The organism is Variovorax beijingensis (assembly GCF_003951285.1).
Lineage (GTDB): Bacteria > Pseudomonadota > Gammaproteobacteria > Burkholderiales > Burkholderiaceae_C > Variovorax > Variovorax beijingensis.
In genome coordinates this window covers 36,020-54,538 of the sequence record NZ_RXFQ01000020.1, presented here as the reverse complement: position 1 = coordinate 54,538, position 18,519 = coordinate 36,020, and the positions used below count along the sequence as shown (strand labels likewise).

17 protein-coding genes are annotated in these 18,519 nt (G+C 70.2%); 6 read left to right on the top strand and 11 right to left on the bottom strand.

Annotation, left to right across the window (positions count from 1 at the left end; translation table 11 throughout):
• Nucleotides 1-35: 35 nt before the first annotated feature.
• The 4 genes from EJO66_RS26720 to EJO66_RS26705 all read right to left on the bottom strand — a co-directional run bounded on the left by EJO66_RS26720 (nucleotide 36) and on the right by EJO66_RS26705 (nucleotide 4,854).
• A complete protein-coding gene (locus tag EJO66_RS26720) occupies nucleotides 36-623 on the bottom strand; it encodes a hypothetical protein (protein ID WP_124961154.1) in 588 nt (195 codons plus the stop codon).
• Nucleotides 620-2,665: a molecular chaperone HtpG gene (gene htpG / locus EJO66_RS26715; protein WP_125966630.1), complete on the bottom strand. Its 2,046-nt coding sequence runs from the start codon at nucleotides 2,663-2,665 to the stop codon at nucleotides 620-622. The genes EJO66_RS26720 and htpG overlap by 4 nt, the downstream gene beginning before the upstream one ends.
• A 148-nt stretch (nucleotides 2,666-2,813) precedes the next feature.
• Entirely contained in the window at nucleotides 2,814-3,857 is a 1,044-nt protein-coding gene (locus tag EJO66_RS26710) for an ABC transporter substrate-binding protein (RefSeq protein ID WP_125966629.1), read from the bottom strand.
• Between the two features lie 67 nt (nucleotides 3,858-3,924).
• Complete coding sequence (locus EJO66_RS26705; protein ID WP_125966628.1) at nucleotides 3,925-4,854, bottom strand: LysR family transcriptional regulator; 930 nt, start codon at nucleotides 4,852-4,854, stop codon at nucleotides 3,925-3,927.
• A gap of 100 nt (nucleotides 4,855-4,954) precedes the next feature.
• Here EJO66_RS26705 and EJO66_RS26700 point away from each other — a divergent pair, with 100 nt between their 5' ends.
• Together EJO66_RS26700 and aqpZ are read left to right on the top strand one after the other, a co-directional pair.
• Nucleotides 4,955-5,965 (top strand): zinc-dependent alcohol dehydrogenase family protein, encoded by a 1,011-nt coding sequence (locus tag EJO66_RS26700; RefSeq protein ID WP_125966627.1) that lies wholly within the window; start codon nucleotides 4,955-4,957, stop codon nucleotides 5,963-5,965.
• A gap of 174 nt (nucleotides 5,966-6,139) precedes the next feature.
• Nucleotides 6,140-6,847: an aquaporin Z gene (aqpZ, locus tag EJO66_RS26695; protein WP_124961149.1), complete on the top strand. Its 708-nt coding sequence runs from the start codon at nucleotides 6,140-6,142 to the stop codon at nucleotides 6,845-6,847.
• Between the two features lie 4 nt (nucleotides 6,848-6,851).
• Here aqpZ and EJO66_RS26690 read toward each other — a convergent pair whose 3' ends face one another.
• The 5 genes from EJO66_RS26690 to EJO66_RS26670 all read right to left on the bottom strand — a co-directional run bounded on the left by EJO66_RS26690 (nucleotide 6,852) and on the right by EJO66_RS26670 (nucleotide 11,439).
• Nucleotides 6,852-7,190 carry a hypothetical protein gene (locus EJO66_RS26690; protein WP_124961148.1) on the bottom strand — a complete coding sequence of 113 codons (339 nt, stop codon included), beginning with the start codon at nucleotides 7,188-7,190 and terminating at the stop codon, nucleotides 6,852-6,854.
• A gap of 111 nt (nucleotides 7,191-7,301) precedes the next feature.
• Nucleotides 7,302-8,723, bottom strand: coding sequence for a sensor histidine kinase (locus tag EJO66_RS26685; RefSeq protein WP_125966626.1), 1,422 nt, complete (start codon nucleotides 8,721-8,723; stop codon nucleotides 7,302-7,304).
• Nucleotides 8,720-9,376, bottom strand: coding sequence for a response regulator (locus EJO66_RS26680; protein ID WP_124961146.1), 657 nt, complete (start codon nucleotides 9,374-9,376; stop codon nucleotides 8,720-8,722). The genes EJO66_RS26685 and EJO66_RS26680 overlap by 4 nt, the downstream gene beginning before the upstream one ends.
• Nucleotides 9,377-9,497: 121 nt before the next feature.
• Nucleotides 9,498-10,607, bottom strand: coding sequence for a winged helix DNA-binding domain-containing protein (locus tag EJO66_RS26675; protein WP_125966625.1), 1,110 nt, complete (start codon nucleotides 10,605-10,607; stop codon nucleotides 9,498-9,500).
• A gap of 10 nt (nucleotides 10,608-10,617) precedes the next feature.
• Complete coding sequence (locus EJO66_RS26670; protein WP_124961144.1) at nucleotides 10,618-11,439, bottom strand: pseudouridine synthase; 822 nt, start codon at nucleotides 11,437-11,439, stop codon at nucleotides 10,618-10,620.
• A 143-nt stretch (nucleotides 11,440-11,582) separates the two neighbouring features.
• Between EJO66_RS26670 and EJO66_RS26665 the strand changes: the two genes are divergently transcribed.
• From EJO66_RS26665 to EJO66_RS26650, 4 genes are all read left to right on the top strand, one after another.
• Complete coding sequence (locus EJO66_RS26665; RefSeq protein ID WP_124961143.1) at nucleotides 11,583-12,722, top strand: MGDG synthase family glycosyltransferase; 1,140 nt, start codon at nucleotides 11,583-11,585, stop codon at nucleotides 12,720-12,722.
• Nucleotides 12,719-13,210 (top strand): hypothetical protein, encoded by a 492-nt coding sequence (locus EJO66_RS26660; protein ID WP_124961142.1) that lies wholly within the window; start codon nucleotides 12,719-12,721, stop codon nucleotides 13,208-13,210. Before EJO66_RS26665 ends, EJO66_RS26660 begins: the two co-directional genes overlap by 4 nt.
• Nucleotides 13,207-13,785, top strand: coding sequence for a dual specificity protein phosphatase family protein (locus tag EJO66_RS26655; protein ID WP_125966623.1), 579 nt, complete (start codon nucleotides 13,207-13,209; stop codon nucleotides 13,783-13,785). Before EJO66_RS26660 ends, EJO66_RS26655 begins: the two co-directional genes overlap by 4 nt.
• 99 nt (nucleotides 13,786-13,884) lie before the next feature.
• On the top strand, nucleotides 13,885-15,015 hold the full coding sequence (locus EJO66_RS26650; RefSeq protein WP_124961140.1) for a zinc-binding dehydrogenase: 1,131 nt from the start codon (nucleotides 13,885-13,887) through the stop codon (nucleotides 15,013-15,015).
• Between the two features lie 29 nt (nucleotides 15,016-15,044).
• On the opposite strand, the gene kdpE is transcribed toward EJO66_RS26650, so the two are convergent.
• Both kdpE and EJO66_RS26640 read right to left on the bottom strand, forming a co-directional pair.
• Nucleotides 15,045-15,737, bottom strand: coding sequence for a two-component system response regulator KdpE (gene kdpE / locus EJO66_RS26645; protein ID WP_124961139.1), 693 nt, complete (start codon nucleotides 15,735-15,737; stop codon nucleotides 15,045-15,047).
• Between the two features lie 4 nt (nucleotides 15,738-15,741).
• Nucleotides 15,742-18,504, bottom strand: coding sequence for a DUF4118 domain-containing protein (locus tag EJO66_RS26640; RefSeq protein WP_125966622.1), 2,763 nt, complete (start codon nucleotides 18,502-18,504; stop codon nucleotides 15,742-15,744).
• Nucleotides 18,505-18,519 lie beyond the last annotated feature (15 nt).

The window sequence follows — 18,519 nt, the reverse complement described above, 5'->3', positions numbered from 1 at the left end:
AGCGGTCTCCAGCGCAGCGCCGCGGGCAGCGGCGATCAGGGCGCGACGGGATTGCCCGGCGTGCCGAGGCTGCCGGCCGCAGCGGCGGCTGCATTGGCGGACGGGCGGTAGGACACGCGCGTCGTTGAAGGTTGCGGCGCGGGAGCGGCGACCGGCCTGGTCACACCGCCCTTGGTAACCGTGACCGGCGCAGCGGGCGGTGCACCCGGCGGGATCGGCGCCACGGGAGCGACAGGCACTCCTCCCGCAGCGGCCGCCGCGGTGACCGGCGCGGCACCTCCGGCAGGCGCATAGCCGGTTTTTCCCGCATTGGGATCGTGCAGCACCACGCTCTTGCCCACGCCCACGCCGGTGCCGATGGGCCCGATGCCGACGCCCACTCCCACGCCGGCCGTGCCGGCCACCACGCCGGTGTCGTTGACCACCACGCCCGCGCCGAGCGGGCCCCAGCCGGTGTTCAGGCCGACGGAGAAATTGCCGTCCCTGGTGGCGCCGAGCCCGAGCGAGAGCCCGGGCACCAGCGGAATGCCGATGTGATAGTGCGAACAGCCGCTCACCATTGCCAGCAGCAGCGCCGCCGCAAGGGCCGCGGCTGCACGGGCGGTGCGCGGCCGGGCGTTCACACCAGGAGCGCGTTGACGCGCCTCACGTAGGCCGCGGGATCGGCCGGCAGGCCGCCTTCGGCCAGCAGCGCCTGGTCGAAAAGAATGTTCGCAAGATCGTCGAAATGCTCGGAGCCGTCGAGCTTCTTCACGAGCGCGTGCTCGGCGTTCACTTCGAGCACGGGCTTGAGGTCGGGCGCGGGCTGGCCGGCCTGCTTGAGCATGCGCGCGAGCTGCGTGCTCATGCCGCCGTCCTGCACCACCAGGCAGGCTGGCGAATCGACCAGGCGCGTGGTCACGCGCACGTCGCCGGCCTTGTCCTTGAGCGCTTCCTTGAGCTTCTCGAGCAGCGGCTTGAAGGATTCGGCGGCTTCCTCGGCGGCCTTCTTCTCGGCCTCGTCCTGCAGCTTGCCCAGGTCGACCGCGCCCTTGGCCACGCTCTGCAGCGGCGTGCCGTCGAACTCGGTGAGGTAGTTGAGCGCCCACTCGTCGACGCGGTCGGTCATGAGCAGCACCTCGATGCCCTTCTTCTTGAAGACCTCGAGCTGCGGGCTGTTCTTGGCGGCGGCGAGCGTATCGGCCGTGATGTAGTAGATCGCGTCCTGGCCTTCCTTCATGCGCGCCTTGTAGTCGGCAAAGCTCACGCTCACCGCATCGCTCGTGGTGGAAGCGAAGCGCAGCAGCTTGGCGATGCGGTCGCGGTTGCCGAAGTCTTCGCCCAGGCCCTCCTTGAGCACGGCGCCGAACTCTGCATAGAACTTGGCGTACTTGCCGGACTCGTCGGCGTACTCGGCCGCTGCCTCGGCAGCCGGCGTGGCTTTCTTGTCGACCACGTCGGTGACGTCGGCCGCGCTTTCGGTGGGATCGGGTGCGGGCACCGATTCGCCGGAGCCCACGTCGATCTTGCCTTCGGCGCTTTCGGGCGCGGTCTTCTGCTTTTTCGCCAGGTCTTCGAGCATGCCGAGCACGCGCTTGGTGCTGCCTTCGCGGATGGCCTTCACGTCGCGGCTTTCCTGCAGCAGCTCGCGGCTCACGTTGAGCGGCAGGTCGGACGAGTCGATCACGCCCTTCACGAAGCGCAGGTAGCTGGGCAGCAGCGCCTCGGCATCGTCCATGATGAAGACGCGCTTCACGTAGAGCTTGACGCCCGCGCTCTTCTCGCGGTTCCACAGGTCGAACGGCGCCTTCGACGGGATGTAGAGCAGCTGCGTGTACTCGGTGCTGCCCTCCACGCGGTTGTGGCTCCAGGCGAGCGGGGCCTCGTAGTCGTGGCTGATGGTCTTGTAGAACTCTTCGTACTGCTCGGTCGTGATGTCCTTCTTGGGGCGGCTCCAGAGCGCGTTGGCCTTGTTGACCGTTTCCCATTCGCCGGTCTTGACCATGTCGCCGGGCTGGTCGTTCTCGCCTTCCTTCCACTCCTCCTTTTCCATGAGGATGGGCAGCGAGATGTGGTCGGAGTACTTGCCGACGATCTGCTTGAGCTTCCAGGCGTTGAGGTATTCGTCGGCGTCGTCGCGCAGGTGCAGCGTGATGCGGGTGCCGCGCTCGGGGCGCGTGATGTCGGCCACCTCGAAGTCGCCCGCGCCGCCGCTCGTCCAGCGCACGCCCTGCTCGGGCGGCAGGCCCGCGCGGCGCGATTCGACCGTGATCTTGTCGGCCACGATGAAGCCCGAATAGAAGCCCACGCCGAACTGGCCGATGAGCTGGGCGTCGGCCTTCTGGTCGCCGCTGAGCTTGCTCACGAAGTCTTTGGTACCACTTTTGGCGATGGTGCCGAGATTCTCGATGGCCTCCTGGCGCGACAGGCCGATGCCCTTGTCGGTGATGGTGATGGTGCGCGCGGCCTTGTCGAAGGAAAGCCGCACGTCCAGTTCGGTCTGGTCCTCGTACAGCTCGGGATGGTCGAGCGCCTCGAAGCGCAGCTTGTCGCAGGCGTCCGATGCGTTCGAGATCAGCTCTCGCAGGAAGATTTCCTTGTTCGAGTAGAGCGCATGCGTGACGAGGTGCAGCAGTTGCGCGACTTCGGCCTGGAACGGGAGTTTCGTATTGGAAGAATCAGCCATGGAAAGAGAAGAAATATCGAAGCCAAAAAATTCTAAGCCGGACAGCCGCCACCGGGCGCCCGGCTTACCAACTCCGCGAGTTGGGGCTTGCGCCCCGGAAAAACAATAGTCCCCGTTTCTTGCGGCGGCGTGAAGCCCCGGGCGGACCTTATCTGGCCTGGGACTCGACCTCGCGGGTCCAGCGGTCGATCAGCCGCTTGCGCTCGGCGGCCCTGCCGTATTTCTCGAAGTCGTACTTGATGAGCTTCACGTCGCTCATCGAGGGAATGCGCGCATCGGGCTTGAAGGTCTTGTTGGCGGGCGACTGGAGGCTGCCGACCTGCCCGCCGATCGCCTGGCCGACCGGGCTCATGAGCCAGTCGTAGTAGCGCTTCGCATTCTCCTTGTTGCGCGCGCCCTTGACCAGCGCGATGCCGCCCACCTCGTAGCCCGTGCCCTCGCAGGGCGCGGCCGTCTTGACCGGGAATTTGTCGTAGCGCCAGCGCTCGAAGCCGAAAATGAAGCTCACGCCCACCGCCACTTCGCCCTTGGCGACGTTGGGCGCCTGCGCCTGGCCGCTGCGCGTGTAGCTGGTGACGTTGCGGTGCAGCTTCTTCAAATAGTCGAAGGCGGCGTCCTCGCCCATCTGCTGCACCAGGCCCGCGATGATGGTGTAGGCCGTGCCGCTCGATGCCGGATGCGAGATCTCGATCTCGCCCCGGTATTCGGGCTTGACCAGGTCGGCCCAGCATTTGGGCTCGTGCAGCTTCTTGCGCTCGAGCAGATCGGTGTTGAAGCCGAAGCCGATGGCGCTGGTGTAGAAGCCGCCCACCATGTTCTGCGACATCGCGTACTGGCGCACCGACCAGTCGTGCAGGTCGTCGATGTAGGCCGGCCGGTAGGCTTCGAGCAAACCTTGCTCGGCGGCCTGCAGGAACGGGTCGCCGGTGCCGCCCCACCAGATGTCGGTCTTGGGGTTGGCGGCCTCGGCCCGCAGCTGGGCGCCGATCTCGCCGGTGCCCTTGTGCGCCTGCTGCACCCGGATGCCGGTCTCGCGCGTGAAGGCCGTGGCCGCGGCTTCGCACCAGCCCGCGTCGGTGCTGCACAGCGCATTCACCGTGCCTTGCGCCGCAGCGCCCGAGGAAAAAAGCAAGGCCATGGCGCCCGCGCATGCGGCAAGGGCCGCGATATTCCTCTGGGCAAAGTGGCGCATGCGTTCTCCGGTGAATGAGTGATGGCTGAATGATGAAAGGCGACGAGAGGATAGCGGGCAAAGCCGCTCAGCGGGCCGCGAGCAGCGGCGGCAGGTGCTCGGCCAGCCAGTCGACCACCACCCGTGTCTTGTGGGGCAGGTAGCGGCTGCGCGAGCGGATCACGTTGAGTTCGAAGCCGAAAGGCCGAGGCTCCTCGAACACGCGCACCAGCGTGCCGGCTGCCAGCGCATCGGCCGCAAGCCAGGCCGGCAGGCGCGCCAGCCCCATGCCGCCGATGGCGGCTTCGAGCAGCACCTCGGCGCTGTCGCAGCGCAACCGCGAGGGCAGCACCACTTCGACTGGCCGGCCTTCGGCGTCGTGGAAGCGCCAGGGCGAGATCTGCCCGTCGCGCGCATAGAGCACGGCCTCGTGCGAGGACGAGGTCGAGGACGATGCGCCCAGCTCGGCCACGCTGCCGGGGCGCCCGCGTTCGGCCAGGTAGGCCGGCGCGGCGCACAGCGCCATCCATTGCACGCCGACCGGCCGCGCGACCAGCTCGGCGCTGTCGGCCAGCTCGCCGCTGCGGATCGCCAGGTCCAGACCGTCCTCGACCAGGTCCACGCGCCGGTCGTTGAAGGAAAGCTCCAGCGACAGCCCCGGATGCCTGCGCGCCAGCGCCAGCAGCAGCGGCCCGACCTTCAGCCGCCCCAGCATGGCCGGCATGCTCAGGCGCACCAGTCCGGCCGCGGTGCTGCGCGCGGCATCGGCCATGGCTTCGGCGGCATCGAGCTCGGCCAGCACGCGCCGGCAGCGCTCGTAGTAGCCGTGGCCTTCCTCGGTGAGGCTCTGGCTGCGCGTGGTGCGCAGGAAGAGCCGCGTGCCCAGCCGCGCCTCGAGCCGCGCAATGCTCTTGGCCACCGCGGAACGCGTGACGTGCAGCCGCTCTGCCGCACGCGCAAAGCTGCCGGCCTCCACCGCGGCCACGAACTCTTCGATGCCCTGCAGGCGTGGACTCATTGGATACTTTCAGGCGCCATGAAGTTGAAAATTATCCGCCACTGGATAGATCAACTCGCCAATAGCATGAAGGCCTCTTTTTTTCGTGGAGGCTTTTTTCATGCAGGCAAGCAGAACGCTCAGGCGCTGGCAACTTTCTTCCTTCGGCCGCGAGCAGCTCGAACAGGTGGAGCTGCCGCTGCCCACGCCCGGTCCGGGCCAGATCCTCGTCGAGGTGGGCGCGGTGTCGCTCAACTACCGCGACCTGCTGATGATCCGCGACGGCATGGGCATGAAGTTCGACCTGCCCTTCACGCCCGGCTCCGACATGGCCGGCACGGTGGTGGCCGCGGGCCCTGGCGTGCAGCGCCTTGCCGTGGGCGACCGCGTGGTCAACACCTTCTGGGGCGGCTGGATCGACAGCCACTGGCCGGCCGAGGCCGTGCCGATGGGCGGCCCCGGCCCGGGCATGCTGGCCACGCACGTGCTGATCGACGCAGCCTGGGCCGTGGCCGCGCCGGCCACGCTCGATTTCGCGCAGGCCAGCACGCTGCCGTGCGCCGGCCTCACGGCCTGGTTCGCGCTGGCCGAGACCGGCGCGCTGCGGCCCGGCCAGACCGTGCTGGTCCATGGCACCGGCGGCGTGGCGCTGTTCGGCGTGCAGCTTGCGCGGCTGCATGGCACGCGCGCCATCGTGGTCTCGGGCAGCGAAGAGAAGCGCGCGCAGACGCTGGCGCTGGGCGCCGCCGAGGTGCTGATGCGAGGCGGCGACTGGCCGGCCGAAGTGCGCCGGCTCACGCAGGGGCGCGGCGCCGACCATGTGCTCGAACTCGCGAGCGGGCCGAACCTCGACCGCTCGCTGCAGGCGGTGGCGCAGGGCGGGCGCGTATCGATCATCGGCATGCTCGGCGGCGAGACGCTCAGCGCTTCGTACTACGCGATGGTGCTCGGCCGCGTCACGGTGCAGGGCATTGGCGTGGGCCATCGGCGCGCGCTCGAAGACCTGGTGCGCGCCGTCGACGCCAATGCGCTCGAGCCCGTGATCGCGGCGCGCTACGCCTTCGATGAGTTGCCCGATGCGCTCGACCACCTCGCGCGCGGCGCCTTCGGCAAGATCGTCGTCGTGCCCTGACAAAGCGCTTTAGCGGTTTGCGCAACGCGTGTCAGAAACAAAAGACTGCCGAACTGTGAACAGGTTCCGCCAGATGCAACAACATGCGTGACGCATGCTGTTTACGTTCCTAGAATCCGCCCGCGCATGGCCTGGGGGCCACGCAACTTTTCAACTTCTGAATGGATGGAGCAGATGGAACATAGCACCTACAAAAAGTGGTCGGCCGAGTTCATTGGTACTTTCTGGCTCACGCTGGGCGGCTGCGGAAGCGCGGTCCTGGCGGCGGCCTTTCCCAACAACCTGGGCATCGGCTTCCTGGGCGTCTCGCTGGCGTTCGGCCTGACGGTGGTGACCGGTGCCTATGCACTCGGCCCCATCTCCGGCGGCCACTTCAATCCTGCGGTGTCGATCGGCCTCGCGGCCGCGGGGCGCTTCAAGGCCTCGCAGCTCGCGGGCTACATCGTTTCGCAGGTGCTGGGTGCGATTGCCGCGGCCGGCGTGCTCTACCTGATTGCCACCGGCAAGCCCGGCGCCGACATCGGCGGCTTCGCCACCAACGGCTTCGGCGAGCACTCGCCCGGCAAGTACGGCATGACCGCCGCGCTGGTGTGCGAGGTGGTGATGACCGCGGTGTTCCTGATCGTGATCCTCGGCGCCACTGCCAAGCGCGCGGCCGGCGGCTTCGCGGGCCTGGCCATCGGCCTGTGCCTCACGCTGATCCACCTGATCTCCATTCCGGTCACCAACACCTCGGTGAACCCCGCGCGCAGCACGGGCCCGGCGCTGTTCGGCCCGTCGTACGCGGTGTCGGAGCTGTGGCTGTTCTGGGTCGCGCCCATCGCGGGCGCGATCATCGGCGCGGTGATCTACCGCGCGCTGCTCGCCAACAGCGACGACTGATTGATCAGCTGCCGCTGGCCGACTGCACGAGCGGCAGCGAGGTCGACTGCCCGATCGACTCGGTGCCCGTCGCATGCGAGGCCGCATAGGCACCGGCCTGCACGTCGGACACCGGCGTCGTCGAGTTCATGGCCGGCGCGCTGGTCGACTGGCCGATGGACTCGGTGCCGCTGGGCCGCGCGGCGGCCATCGCGCCCGCCTGCACGTCGGGGTTCTCGGGCGAATTCATCTGCAGCGGGTGGTAGTCGGAGCCGTCGGTCATCTCGGCCGCCGCATTCACGGCACCGAGCGCCGCGAACGCGGCGAAGGAGCCAAGGGCAAGAAGCTTGAAGGAAGTGCGCATGGTGTGTGCTCCTGGTGGTTTGTCTCCGGCCGCGTGCCGGCGCGCGAACTGCGCGCGGCAGGGCCTGCATGCACTCTAGGCAGCCCGTCTGAGCCGGGCGTGAGCAGGAAATTAGCCCGGCGTGAGCGGCGCCGGTGCCGCAAGCGCCGCCGGCGGCAGGTGCACCCGCGCCAGCAGGCCCGGCCCGCCGCCCTCTTCTGCTTCGTCGCGGTTGCGCAGCTCGATGCGCAGGCCATGCCGCTCGGCGGCGGTGCGTGCAATGGCCAGCCCGAGCCCGCTGCCGCCGGCCGGAGCGCCCGGCACGCGAAAGAAGCGGTCGAACACGCGGCCGATGGACGAGCCCGGAATGCCCGGGCCGTTGTCGAGCACGTCGACCACCGCGTGGCCATCGACCTCATGCAGCCGCACGTCGACCACGCCGCCTTCGGGCGCATAGCGCAGCGCGTTGTCGATCAGGTTGTCGAACACGCTGCGCAGCTCGGCGGCCGGCGCCTGCACCACGGGGGCGATCGAACCCTCGAAACCGATGTCCACGCGGCGCGCGTCGGCCAGCACCATCAGCTGGCTCACGCTCTCGCGCAGCAGGGTCTCGATGTCGACCGCCTCGCGCGAGGGCGCGAGCGGGCGACCTGGCGCATCCTGCCGCGAGAGGCTCAAGAGCTGCTCGATCAGGTGCTGCGCGCGCGTGACGCCGGCCTCCAGCTGGTTGAAGCGCTCGGTGGCTTCGCCCGCGGGCACGTGCGCGCGCAGGTTCTCGATCTGCAGGCCGATCGCGGCCATCGGCGTGCGCAGCTCGTGGGCCGCGTCCTGCACGAAGCGGCGCTGCGTGGCGAAGGCGCTGCGCACGCGCGACAGCAGTTGGTTGAAGGCCTGCACCAGCGGCGCGATCTCGTCCGGCACGCGCGCCAGCGACAGCTCGGTAGGGCGGCGCTCGTCCTGCGAGGCCACGTCGCGCGCCACCGCGCGCAGCGAGCGCGAAGCCGCCGACACGATGAGCCACAGGATCAGCAAGGCCAGCGGCAGCAGCAGCGCGATGGGCAGGCCTTCGAGCAACGCGCGGCGCAACGCCCGGCGCCGGCGGTAGTCCTCGTTCTGCAGCACCTGCACGCGCGGCTGGTCGGCGCGCGGCCCGGCCTCGGCCGTGAACACCCGCCAGCGCGAAGGCGCGGGCGCATCGGTGCGTGCATCGCCGAAGCCCGGCTGCGGCTGCAGTGGCACCACGGCCAGCGGCGGCCAGGAACTCGCGCGCAGCGTGCGGCCGTCGGCGCTCCAGATCTGCACCACGAAGGCGCCGCGGACAAGGGCGGCGTTGCCGTCGAGCGGACGCGGGCTGCGCGGCGGGTCGCCGCCCGCATAGGAATCGGCCACCAGCCGCATCTGCTCGTCCAGCGCGTTGTGCACCAGGTCGCCATAGGCCACGAAGGTGAACCACGCCGTGAGCGCCGCCGCCGCCAGGTGCAGCGTGACGAGCCAGAACAGGAGCTGCGTGCGCAGCGAGCGCGGGCGCCACCAGCGGCCCGGCGCCACGCTCATGCCACGACGCGCCAGCCGAGCCCGCGCACGTTGCGGATCGATTCGGCGCCGAGCTTGCGGCGCATGCCGTGGATCAGCACGTCGATGGCGTTGCTGGTCACTTCCTCGCCCCAGCCGTAGATGCGGTTCTCGAGTTGCTCGCGCGAGAGGATGGCACCGGGCCGCTCGAGCAGGGCGTGCAGCAGTGCGAACTCGCGCGCGGTGAGCGCCTCGCGCACGCCGCCAGTCACCACCTCGCGCGTGGTGAGGTCCAGCTGCATCGTGCTGCCGCCGATCAGCGAATGCGCGGCGCCGTCGCGCCGGCGCACCACGGCCCGCATGCGCGCGAGCAGTTCGCGGAATTCGAAGGGCTTGCGCAGATAGTCGTCGGCACCCAGGTCGAGGCTGTGGATGCGGTCGTCCAGGCCGTCGCGCGCGGTGAGCACCAGCACCGGCGTGGCGTCGCCGCGCTCGCGCGCGCGGCGCAGCACCTCGGTGCCGTCCTGCCGCGGCAGCCCCAGGTCGAGCAGCACGCAGGTGTAGCCGCCGTCGCCGAGCGCGCTTTGCGCCAGCTCGCCGTCGCGCACCCAGTCGGCCGACCAGCCCGCGCCCTCGAGCGCCTGCTTCAGGCTGCGCCCGATCATCTCGTCGTCTTCCACCAGCAGCACACGCATTGCGGCGACTCCTTGGGCGGCAAGGTAGCACGCGATCGGGATGACCGGTAGTGCCCTGCGCCGTGGCGCAGCGTAGGGGCGAAGTCTTAGGCGGGGCTTAGGCGCCGTGCAGGCGCAAGGGTCACAGCACGCGGACCTCGTGCCGCTCGTCCTCGCCATCCGCCGCAAAGGCCAGCAGGCGCAGGGCCTCTTCCTCCACGCCGAGCCGGCCGGCCTTCGGCCAGCGCGTGAAGGGCTCCAGCACCACCGCGGCCGCGTTGTTCTTCGCGCGCTCGATCTTCCAGACGCCCGCGACCAAACCGTCGAGCAGCACCGTGCCGCGCACGATGCCGTTGACGGTGAACACGCGCGCGCGGTGCGCCTCGCTCATCACGCGGCTGCGGTCGGCATGCGAGAGCAGCAGGTTGTCCCATTCGGCGACGAGGCGCGGCGGCGCGGGCGTGTCGGGGTCGGGTCGCGGTGCGCGCGGCAGGTCGAACAGCTCCTGTCCCTGCTCGCCGATGAAGGTGCGCAGCTGCGGCCGCAGGCGATCGGCCACGGCCTTCCAGCCGGTGAGGCCCGACCACGCGCCCGCATCGGCGAGCGTGGCGGGGCCGAAAGCCGCGAGGTAGCGCAGGAGCAGATCGTCCTGCGTGGCCGGTGGAACATCGGCGGCGGATTCGCCGAGCCATTGGGCGATGGGCTGCAGCCGTGCGCCCTGGTGCGAGTTCCAGCTGCCCGCGGGCGGCAGGTGCACCAGCGGCACGCTGTTGCGGATGAGGGCGGCGAGCGAAGCGGGCTCGCGGTCTTTCCAGCGCGCCGCAAGGGCCTGGCCGAGCTCGGAACCGGTGAGCGGGCCTGCGCGCAGCAGCGCGAGGCCCGCCTCCACCACGGCCGCGCGGTCGATGCCTTCGAGCGCCCGCGCGTGGCTGCTGCCCTTCAATCCTCGCAGATGCACGGGCTCGAGCAGCGGCCGCCAGGCCAGCGCATCGGATGCGGCCATCAGGTGCAGGGTCGCGCGCATCGTCGACATGCGCACGACGCGGCGCTGCTTCAGGCTTTCAGTCAGCTGCCCGCGGCGAAAGCCTTCGAGCCGGCTCCACAGGCCGATATAGGGCGGGTTCGGCGCCTGCGCCTGCAGCCCCGCGAGCTTTTCGATGGCCTGCGCGGGAGTCGCCTTGCGCCGCTCCAGCAGCATCTGCCGCGCCAGCGTGGCCCGGTTCAGTGCGCGCTGGCTCAGCACCACGGCCATCGGCAACGGCTCAGAACTTCTCGTGCGGACCGAGGTAGCGCCACTGCCCGACGGGCAGGTTGCCGAGCATCACCTTGCCGATGCGCACGCGCTTCAGGCCCACCACCTTCAGGCCGACCAGCTCGCACATGCGGCGGATCTGGCGCTTCTTGCCCTCGGTGAGCACAAAGCGCAGCTGCTCGGGGTTCTGCCATTCGACCCGCGCCGGCTTGAGCGGCTGGCCGTCGAGGCTCAGGCCGTGGCGCAGCCTGGCGAGCATCGCGGGCGGAAAGACCGCCTGCACATTGGTCGTGACCGGATCGTCGTCGTCCATGCGCACCAGCTGTCCGGTGGGTGCGGGCTGGCCCAGGCCGTGGTAGGCCACGCGCACCAGGTACTCCTTCTCCATCACCGAGTCTTCGCCGATCAGCTGGCGCGCGATGCGTCCGTCCTGCGTCATCACCAGCAGGCCGATGGAATCGATGTCGAGGCGGCCGCAGGGCGCCAGGCCGCGCAGCTGCTGCGGGCTGAAGAAGAAGCGCGCGTTGTCCTCGGCCCAGCGGTTCTGCGGCGTGAAGAGCGTCACCGCGGGCTCGTGGCCGTCCTCGGCCTGGCCGCTCACGTAGCCGATGGGCTTGTTGATCAGGATGGTGACCTGCGTCGCCTGCTGGCCCTTGGCGGCCTTGTCGACCTCGATGCGGTCGGAGGGCGTGACCTTCACGCCCATTTCGGCCGGCCTGCCGTTCACCTTCACCCAGCCGTGGGCGATCCATTCGTCGGCCTCGCGGCGCGAGCAGAGGCCGAGCTCGGCCATGCGTTTGTTGAGGCGGATCGGGGCGGGGGCGTCGGTCATGCAGGGGGCGCGGTCGGTTGGGGCGGGTCACGCCCGGTGAAGCGGTGCGCAGCCGCATTTTCGCCGATGGCGGTCGCCTGCGGGATGTGTCGCAATGCATGGGGATAATGCGCGCCAATGGCCCGCCGACGGCCCCCACCCGCATGACCAAAATCCTGATCCTCAGCGTGAGCGCCGGCAACGGCCACGTGCGCGCAGCGCAAGCCCTCGAAGCCGCGGTGCAATCGACCCCGCCGCACACGGCGGTCCACATCGATGCCATGGCCCACGTGGCCGGCGGTTTCCGCAAGGTCTACACCGACTGGTACATCCAGCTCGTGAACCGCGCGCCCGAGCTGTGGTCGTACCTGCACCAGCGCACCGATGCCACGCCGCACCATTCGACTTCGCAGCGCCTGCGCCGCGGCATCGAGCGGCTGAGCACGGGCGCCCTGGTGCGCGAGATCCGCCGCGAAAAGCCCGACGCCGTGATCTGCACCCACTTCCTGCCCGCCGAGCTGCTGATGCGCGAGCGCAACCGCGGCCGCATCGACTACCCGGTGTGGCTGCAGATCACCGACTACGACCTGCACAACATGTGGCTGGTGCCGGGCATGGCCGGCTACCTGGCCGCCACGGAAGAAGTGGCCTTCAGGCTGCGCGCGCGCGGCATTCCCGCCGAGCGCATCCACGTGACGGGCATTCCGGTGATGCCGGCCTTCTCGGAACCCGACGCGCCGGCGCTCGCGCGCAATGCCTGCGCCGCCGCGCTCGGCCTCGACCCCGCGCGGCCGGTGCTGCTGATGGCCTCGGGCGGCGCGGGCGTCGGCGACCTGGCGAGCATGGTCGAGCGCGTGCTCTCGCTCGGCGGCGACAGCGGCTTGCAGGTGATTGCCGTGGCCGGCCGCAACGCCGAGGCCCACGGCAAGCTGCAAACCCTGGCTGCCCGACATCCGGGGCGCGTGGTCGCCATCGGCTTCACCAACGAGATGCACAAGCTCATGGCCGCGGCCGACCTGGTCGTGACCAAGCCCGGCGGGCTCACGGTGTCGGAGTGCCTGGCGCTCGGCAAGCCGATGCTGCTGATCTCGCCGATTCCGGGCCAGGAAGAGCACAACGCCGGCTTCCTGATGGAAGAGGGCGCGGGCTGGCTCGCCTACGACGCCATCGGCCTCGACTACAAGGTGGCGCGCCTGATGGCCGACCCCGCCAAGCTCGCGGCCATGGCCGAACGCAGCCGCGCGCTCGGCAAGCCGCGCGCGGCGGCCGCGGTGCTGCGCCACGTGCTGGGCGAAGCCGCATGACGGGCGCCGTGGAAAAGACGGGTGTGGCCCGCACGCTCGGCTACCTCGCATGGGTGGTGGTGATGGCCTTCTTCTTTGCCAACGCCGAGATCCAGATCGAAGGCGGCGCCGGCTGGGCCACCTCGCTGCCCACCTGGCGCATCGAGAACAGCATCTGGCTCGACATCTTCTGGGGCGGGCGCGCGATGACGGGCTACCACGCCTGGGTCTTCACCTTCATGGTGCTGGTCTTCTTTGCGCCGCTGGCCTTCAACGGGCGCTGGACCTGGCGCGACGCGGGGCTGGCCGTGGCGGGCCTGATCGTGTTCTGGGTCTGCGAGGACTTTCTCTGGTTCATGATCAACCCGGCCTTCGGCTGGGCCCGCTTCAATGCGGTGGATGCCTTCTGGCACAAGCACTGGATCTGGGGCGCCCCGGTCGACTACTGGGGCGGCCTGGCGGTGGCCCTGCTGATCCTGGTGACGCGGCACTGGCGGCGCGCGAAATGAGCGCAAGGAAGCACAAGCGCAGGAACGGCAGCGGCGCCGCCGCGGCGCACGCCGCGCCGCGCCCCGGGCACTGGGCCGATCCGCTCGACACGCTCGGGGTCGAGAACCTGCACCGCATCACGCCCACGCTGTACCGCAGCGCGCAGCCGCGCATCGCCAACGTGGCGGCGCTGAAGGCGCTGGGCATCCGCACCATCGTGAGCCTGCGCTCCTTCAACGACGACAGGAAGGTGTTCGCGGGCAGCGGCGTCCGCCTGGTGCGCGTGCCGATCAACACCTGGTCGATCGACGACGCCAAGGTGCTGCGCGCGCTGGTGGCCATTCGCGAGGCCGAGAAGCAGGGGCCGGTGCTGATCCACTGCATGCACGGCGCCGACCGCACCGGCGTGGTCGCGGCGGCCTACCGCATGGCGGTGCAGGGCTGGGACAAGGAGAGCGCGCGCCAGGAGATGTTCCGCGGCGGCTACGGCTACCACACGCTGTGGCGCAACATTCCGCGCTACATCGAGCGCTTCGATGCAGGGAAGATGGGCCATGCGCTGGCCCATGCACCGGCGATTCCTGCGGTGTCCTGAAGGCGCCTGCAGCTTTCGCGCACCGCTCCTATACTGGCCGCCCCGTGGCCCCGGCCACCTTCGAACCTGCCTCTTTCACGAGGCACAAGGGGCTCATCCATGGCACTGCAACTGCGCTCCCTCATCCGCGCGAACGGCGAACTCGAACTCTCGCTGCACGACGAACCGATTCCCGAACCGCAGGCGCACGAAGTCGTGATCCGCGTCGAGGCGTCGCCGATGAACCCGTCGGACCTGGGCCTGCTGTTTGGCGCGGCCGACATGGGCACCGCCAAGGTTTCCGGCACGCCCGAGCGGCCCGTCGTGACGGCCACCGTGCCCGAGCGCGCCATGCCGGCCATGGCCGGGCGGCTGGACCAGTCGATGCCGGTCGGCAACGAAGGCGCCGGCGTGGTGGTCAAGGCCGGCTCGTCGCCCGCGGCGCAGGCGCTGCTGGGCAAGACGGTGGCCGCGATCGGCGGCGCGATGTATTCGCAGTACCGCGCGGTGGCGGCGGCCCAGTGCCTGGAACTGCCTGCGGGCACGGCGCCGGCCGAAGGCGCTTCGTGCTTCGTGAACCCGCTCACGTCGCTGGGCATGGTCGAGACGATGCGGCGCGAAGGCCACAAGGCGCTGGTGCACACGGCCGCCGCATCCAACCTGGGCCAGATGCTCAACAAGATCTGCCAGAAGGACGGCATCGCGCTGGTCAACATCGTGCGCAAGCCTGAGCAGGAGGCGCTGCTGCGCGGCATCGGCGCAAAGTACGTGTGCAACGCGAGCTCGCCCACCTTCCTCGAAGACCTGACGCAGGCCCTGGTCGAGACCGGCGCCACGCTGGCTTTCGACGCCACGGGCGGCGGCAAGCTCGCGGGACAGATCCTCGGCTGCATGGAGGCGGCGCTGAACCGCACCGCCAAGGAATACAGCCGCTACGGCTCGACCACGCACAAGCAGGTCTACATCTACGGCGGCCTCGACCGCTCGCCGACGGAGTTCGTGCGCAACTTCGGCATGGCGTGGGGCATGGGCGGGTGGCTGCTGTTTCCGTTTTTGCAGAAGCTCGGGGATGAAGGCGTGCAGCGGCTGAAGGCGCGCGTGGTGGCGGAGTTGAAGACCACGTTTGCGAGCCATTACACGCGGGAGGTTTCGTTGTTCGAGGCGCTGCAGCTCGATGCGATCGGGGTGTACGGGAAACAGGCGACGGGGGAGAAATTTCTGCTCAATCCCAACAAGGGCGTGGCGGCGTAAGTGCCCCGGCAAGGCGCGGCGTCCGCCAGCTAAACCACCAGCCGATACCCCACCGCAGTCTCCGTCAACAAATGCCGCGGCTGCGCCGGATCGGCTTCCAGCTTCTGCCGCAGGTGCCCCATGTAGATGCGCAGGTAGTGGCTCTGGTCCGTGTGCGACGGGCCCCATACCTCGCGCAGCAACTGGCGCTGCGTGAGCACGCGGCCGGCGTTGGCGACGAGCACTGACAGCAACCGGTACTCGGTCGGCGTGAGATGCACTTCGGCGCCGGCGCGGCGCACGATGCGCGCGGCGCGGTCCAGTTCGACCTCGCCGAAGCGGAACACCGCTTCTGCCGGATCGTCGCCGCCGGCCGCGCGCGGCCGGCGCAGGTTGGCGCGTACGCGCGCGAGCAGTTCGCCGGTGCCGAAGGGCTTGGTCAGGTAGTCGTCGGCGCCGGCATCGAGCGCGGCGATCTTGTCGGCCTCGTCGCTGCGCGCCGACAGCACGATGATCGGCACGGCCGACCAGCCGCGCACATCGCGGATCAGCGACACGCCATCACCGTCGGGCAGGCCGAGGTCGAGCACCAGCAGGTCGGGCTGGCGCGTGCCGGCCGCCGCCAGGCCATCGCGCAGCGTGCCGGCCTCGTGCACCAGCCAGCCTTCGGCCTCGAGCGCGCCGCGCACGAAGCGCCGGATCTGCGGCTCGTCCTCGATCACGATGGCGGTGGGCGATGGCATGGGTTCAGAGCTGGGCTTCTTCGGCCGGTTCCGGTGGTTCCCGGCGCGGCAGGGTGACCGTGAATTCTGCACCGCCGCCCTGCGCATTGGCCGCGGCAATCTCGCCGCCGTGCGCACTCACCACCGCGCGGCAGATCGCGAGGCCCAGGCCCACGCCCGGCGTGGCCGACTCGGTTTCGCCGCGGGTGAACTTGTCGAACAGCTTCTGCTCGCGGCCCAGCAGTGCGGCGGGCAGGCCCGGGCCGTGGTCGCGCACCGTGAGCATCAGCGTGCCGGGCTCGGCCCGCGCGCCGACCACGATGGGCGGCGCGCCGTACTTGGTGGCGTTCTCGATCAGGTTGACCAGCACGCGCTCGATCAGCACGGCATCGAACTCGACCAGCGCAAGCCCGGGCTCGAGCGCGGTCTGCACCACGGTATGGCCGAGCGCGGGGCGCGCCGCGCGGATGGCCGAGCCGACCACCTCTTCCACCGACTGCCAGTCGCGCCGCAGGTTCACCGCGCCGCCCGCAAGGCCGCTTTCGAGCCGCGCCATGTCGAGCAGGTTGTTGACCAGCGCGTGCAGTTCATGCGCCTGCGCGACGATGGCGCGCGCCGCCTCGGCGTGCGCCTCGGGCGGCAGCGTCTGCAGCGATTCGGCCAGCGCGATCAATGCGGTGAGCGGCGTGCGCACGTCGTGCGAGATGGCGCCGAGCAGCGCGTTGCGCAGGCGCTCCGATTCCATCTCGACCACCGCCTGCTGCGCCACTTCCACATAGTGCACGCGCTCCAGTGCAATCGCGATCTGCCGGGCCAGCGTGTCGAGCTGCTGCGCCTGCTCCGGAATCAGCAGCCAGCGCGGCTGCGCCGGCGAGAGCGCGAGCACGCCGCGCACGCGCATCGGCGCCTGCAGCGGCACGTAATGCCAGGGCTGCGCCGCCAGCGTGGCGGTGGCCAGGCCGGCGGGCTGGCCGTGGCGGAAGGCCCAGTCAGCCACCTGCGCATCGAAGCCCTCCGGCGGGCTTTTCGGCAGCACGAGCTGGTCGGCCGCATCGGTGACCAGCACCAGCGCATGGCCGCCGAAGTGGCCCCGCACCGCGGCGGCGCCCAGTGCCACCACCTGTGTGCTCTCCAGCGCGGCCGAGAGTTCGCGGGTGAGTTCGAACAGCGAGCGCGCGCGCCGCTCGCGGCTGGTCGACACGCCGGCCGCAAAGCGCAGCCCCGCCATCAGCTGGCCCACGAGCAGGCCCACGCCGAGCATGATCGCGAAGGTCAGCACATACTGCACGTCGCTCACCGCGAACGACAGCCGCGGCGGCACGAAGAAATAGTCGAACGCCGCCACGTTGAGCAGGGCCGCGAGCGCCGAAGGCCCGCGGCCGAAGCGCATGGCCACGCCGACCACGCCCAGCATGAACAGCATCACGATGTTGGACAGTTCCAGCACGGTGGCCAGCGGCGTGCAGACCAGCGTGAGCGCGACGCTCGCGGCCGTGGCCCAGGCATAGCCCGGCCAATGGACGGGCGCCTTCTCGTGGTCGTCGTCGTCGGCGCGGGTGCCGGCGATGGGCGCACGCGACAAGCGGCGCGAACTGTCGGCGCGGCCGACCTCCATGATGTCGAGCGCGGGCGCGCGCCGGGCCAGCGCGCGCGGCAGCGGCAGCGGCGTGGCGGGCCACCAGCGGCGCCAGCCGGTGGGCGGCTCCGGTCGCCCCAGCACCAGCGTGGCGCAGTTGAGCCGCCGCGCCTGCTCGGCCAGCTGCTCGGCCACGTCGGAACCGGTGAGCACCGCGGTGGCCGCGCCCAGTTCCTCGGCCAGCTTGAGCACCGCGAGGATGCGGTCGCGCTCCTCGGCGGCGAGCCGCTGCAGCCGCGGCGTCTCGACATAGGCCGCGTGCCAGCGCACATTGAGCTGGCCCGCAAGCCGCGCCGCGGTGCGCACCGTCTGCGCGGCGCCTTCGTGCGGCCCGACGCATGCGAGGATCGCGCCCGAGGTGTTCCAGGCCTGCAGTTCGCCGCCCTGCCCATTGCTTCCGTTGCGGCCGGCCGCGCCCGACTGCTCGACGCGCCAGCCGCGCACGTCGTCTTCCACATGCTCGGCGGTGCGGCGCAGCGCAATCTCGCGCAGTGCGATCAGGTTGCCCTTGCGGAAGAAGTTCTGCGCGGCACGCTCGGCCTGCTGGGGCAGGTAGACCTTGCCGGCAGCAAGCCGCGCCGCGAGCTCGTCGGGCGTGACGTCGACCAGCACCACCTCGTCGGCTTCGTCGAGCACGGTGTCGGGCACGGTCTCGTGCACCCGCACGCCGGTGATGGCGCCGACGGTGCCGTTGAGGCTTTCCAGATGCTGCACGTTGAGCGCCGACCACACCTCGATGCCCGCGGCCAGGAGCTCCTGCACGTCCTGCCAGCGCTTGGCATGGCGCGAGCCGGGCGCATTGGTGTGGGCCAGTTCGTCGACCAGCAGCACGGCGGGCCTGCGCGCGAGGGCGGCATCGAGATCGAACTCGGCCAGCGTGCGGCCGCGGTAGTCCACCTCGCGCGGCGGCAATAGCTCGAGCCCCGCGAGCAGCGCCGCGGTTTCGCTGCGGCCATGGGTCTCGGCCACGCCGACCAGCACGTCGCGCCCCGCGGCGTGCTCGCGCTGCGCGGCGCTGAGCATGGCCCAGGTCTTGCCGACGCCGGCGCTGGCGCCGAAATAGATGCGCAGCTTGCCGCGCAGCGCACGCGCCTCGTCGCTGCGCAATTGCGCAAGCAGGGCATCGGGATCGGGGCGGGCGTCAGGTGACATGGCGGTGGCTGCGCA

Coding starts and splice junctions, on each gene's coding strand:
- htpG (WP_125966630.1), bottom strand. CDS start 2,665: ATGGCTGATTCTTCCAATACGAAACTCCCGTTCCAGGCCGAAGTCGCG.
- EJO66_RS26710 (WP_125966629.1), bottom strand. CDS start 3,857: ATGCGCCACTTTGCCCAGAGGAATATCGCGGCCCTTGCCGCATGCGCG.
- EJO66_RS26705 (WP_125966628.1), bottom strand. CDS start 4,854: ATGAGTCCACGCCTGCAGGGCATCGAAGAGTTCGTGGCCGCGGTGGAG.
- EJO66_RS26700 (WP_125966627.1), top strand. CDS start 4,955: ATGCAGGCAAGCAGAACGCTCAGGCGCTGGCAACTTTCTTCCTTCGGC.
- aqpZ (WP_124961149.1), top strand. CDS start 6,140: ATGGAACATAGCACCTACAAAAAGTGGTCGGCCGAGTTCATTGGTACT.
- EJO66_RS26690 (WP_124961148.1), bottom strand. CDS start 7,190: ATGCGCACTTCCTTCAAGCTTCTTGCCCTTGGCTCCTTCGCCGCGTTC.
- EJO66_RS26685 (WP_125966626.1), bottom strand. CDS start 8,723: ATGAGCGTGGCGCCGGGCCGCTGGTGGCGCCCGCGCTCGCTGCGCACG.
- EJO66_RS26680 (WP_124961146.1), bottom strand. CDS start 9,376: ATGCGTGTGCTGCTGGTGGAAGACGACGAGATGATCGGGCGCAGCCTG.
- EJO66_RS26675 (WP_125966625.1), bottom strand. CDS start 10,607: ATGGCCGTGGTGCTGAGCCAGCGCGCACTGAACCGGGCCACGCTGGCG.
- EJO66_RS26670 (WP_124961144.1), bottom strand. CDS start 11,439: ATGACCGACGCCCCCGCCCCGATCCGCCTCAACAAACGCATGGCCGAG.
- EJO66_RS26665 (WP_124961143.1), top strand. CDS start 11,583: ATGACCAAAATCCTGATCCTCAGCGTGAGCGCCGGCAACGGCCACGTG.
- EJO66_RS26660 (WP_124961142.1), top strand. CDS start 12,719: ATGACGGGCGCCGTGGAAAAGACGGGTGTGGCCCGCACGCTCGGCTAC.
- EJO66_RS26655 (WP_125966623.1), top strand. CDS start 13,207: ATGAGCGCAAGGAAGCACAAGCGCAGGAACGGCAGCGGCGCCGCCGCG.
- EJO66_RS26650 (WP_124961140.1), top strand. CDS start 13,885: ATGGCACTGCAACTGCGCTCCCTCATCCGCGCGAACGGCGAACTCGAA.
- kdpE (WP_124961139.1), bottom strand. CDS start 15,737: ATGCCATCGCCCACCGCCATCGTGATCGAGGACGAGCCGCAGATCCGG.
- EJO66_RS26640 (WP_125966622.1), bottom strand. CDS start 18,504: ATGTCACCTGACGCCCGCCCCGATCCCGATGCCCTGCTTGCGCAATTG.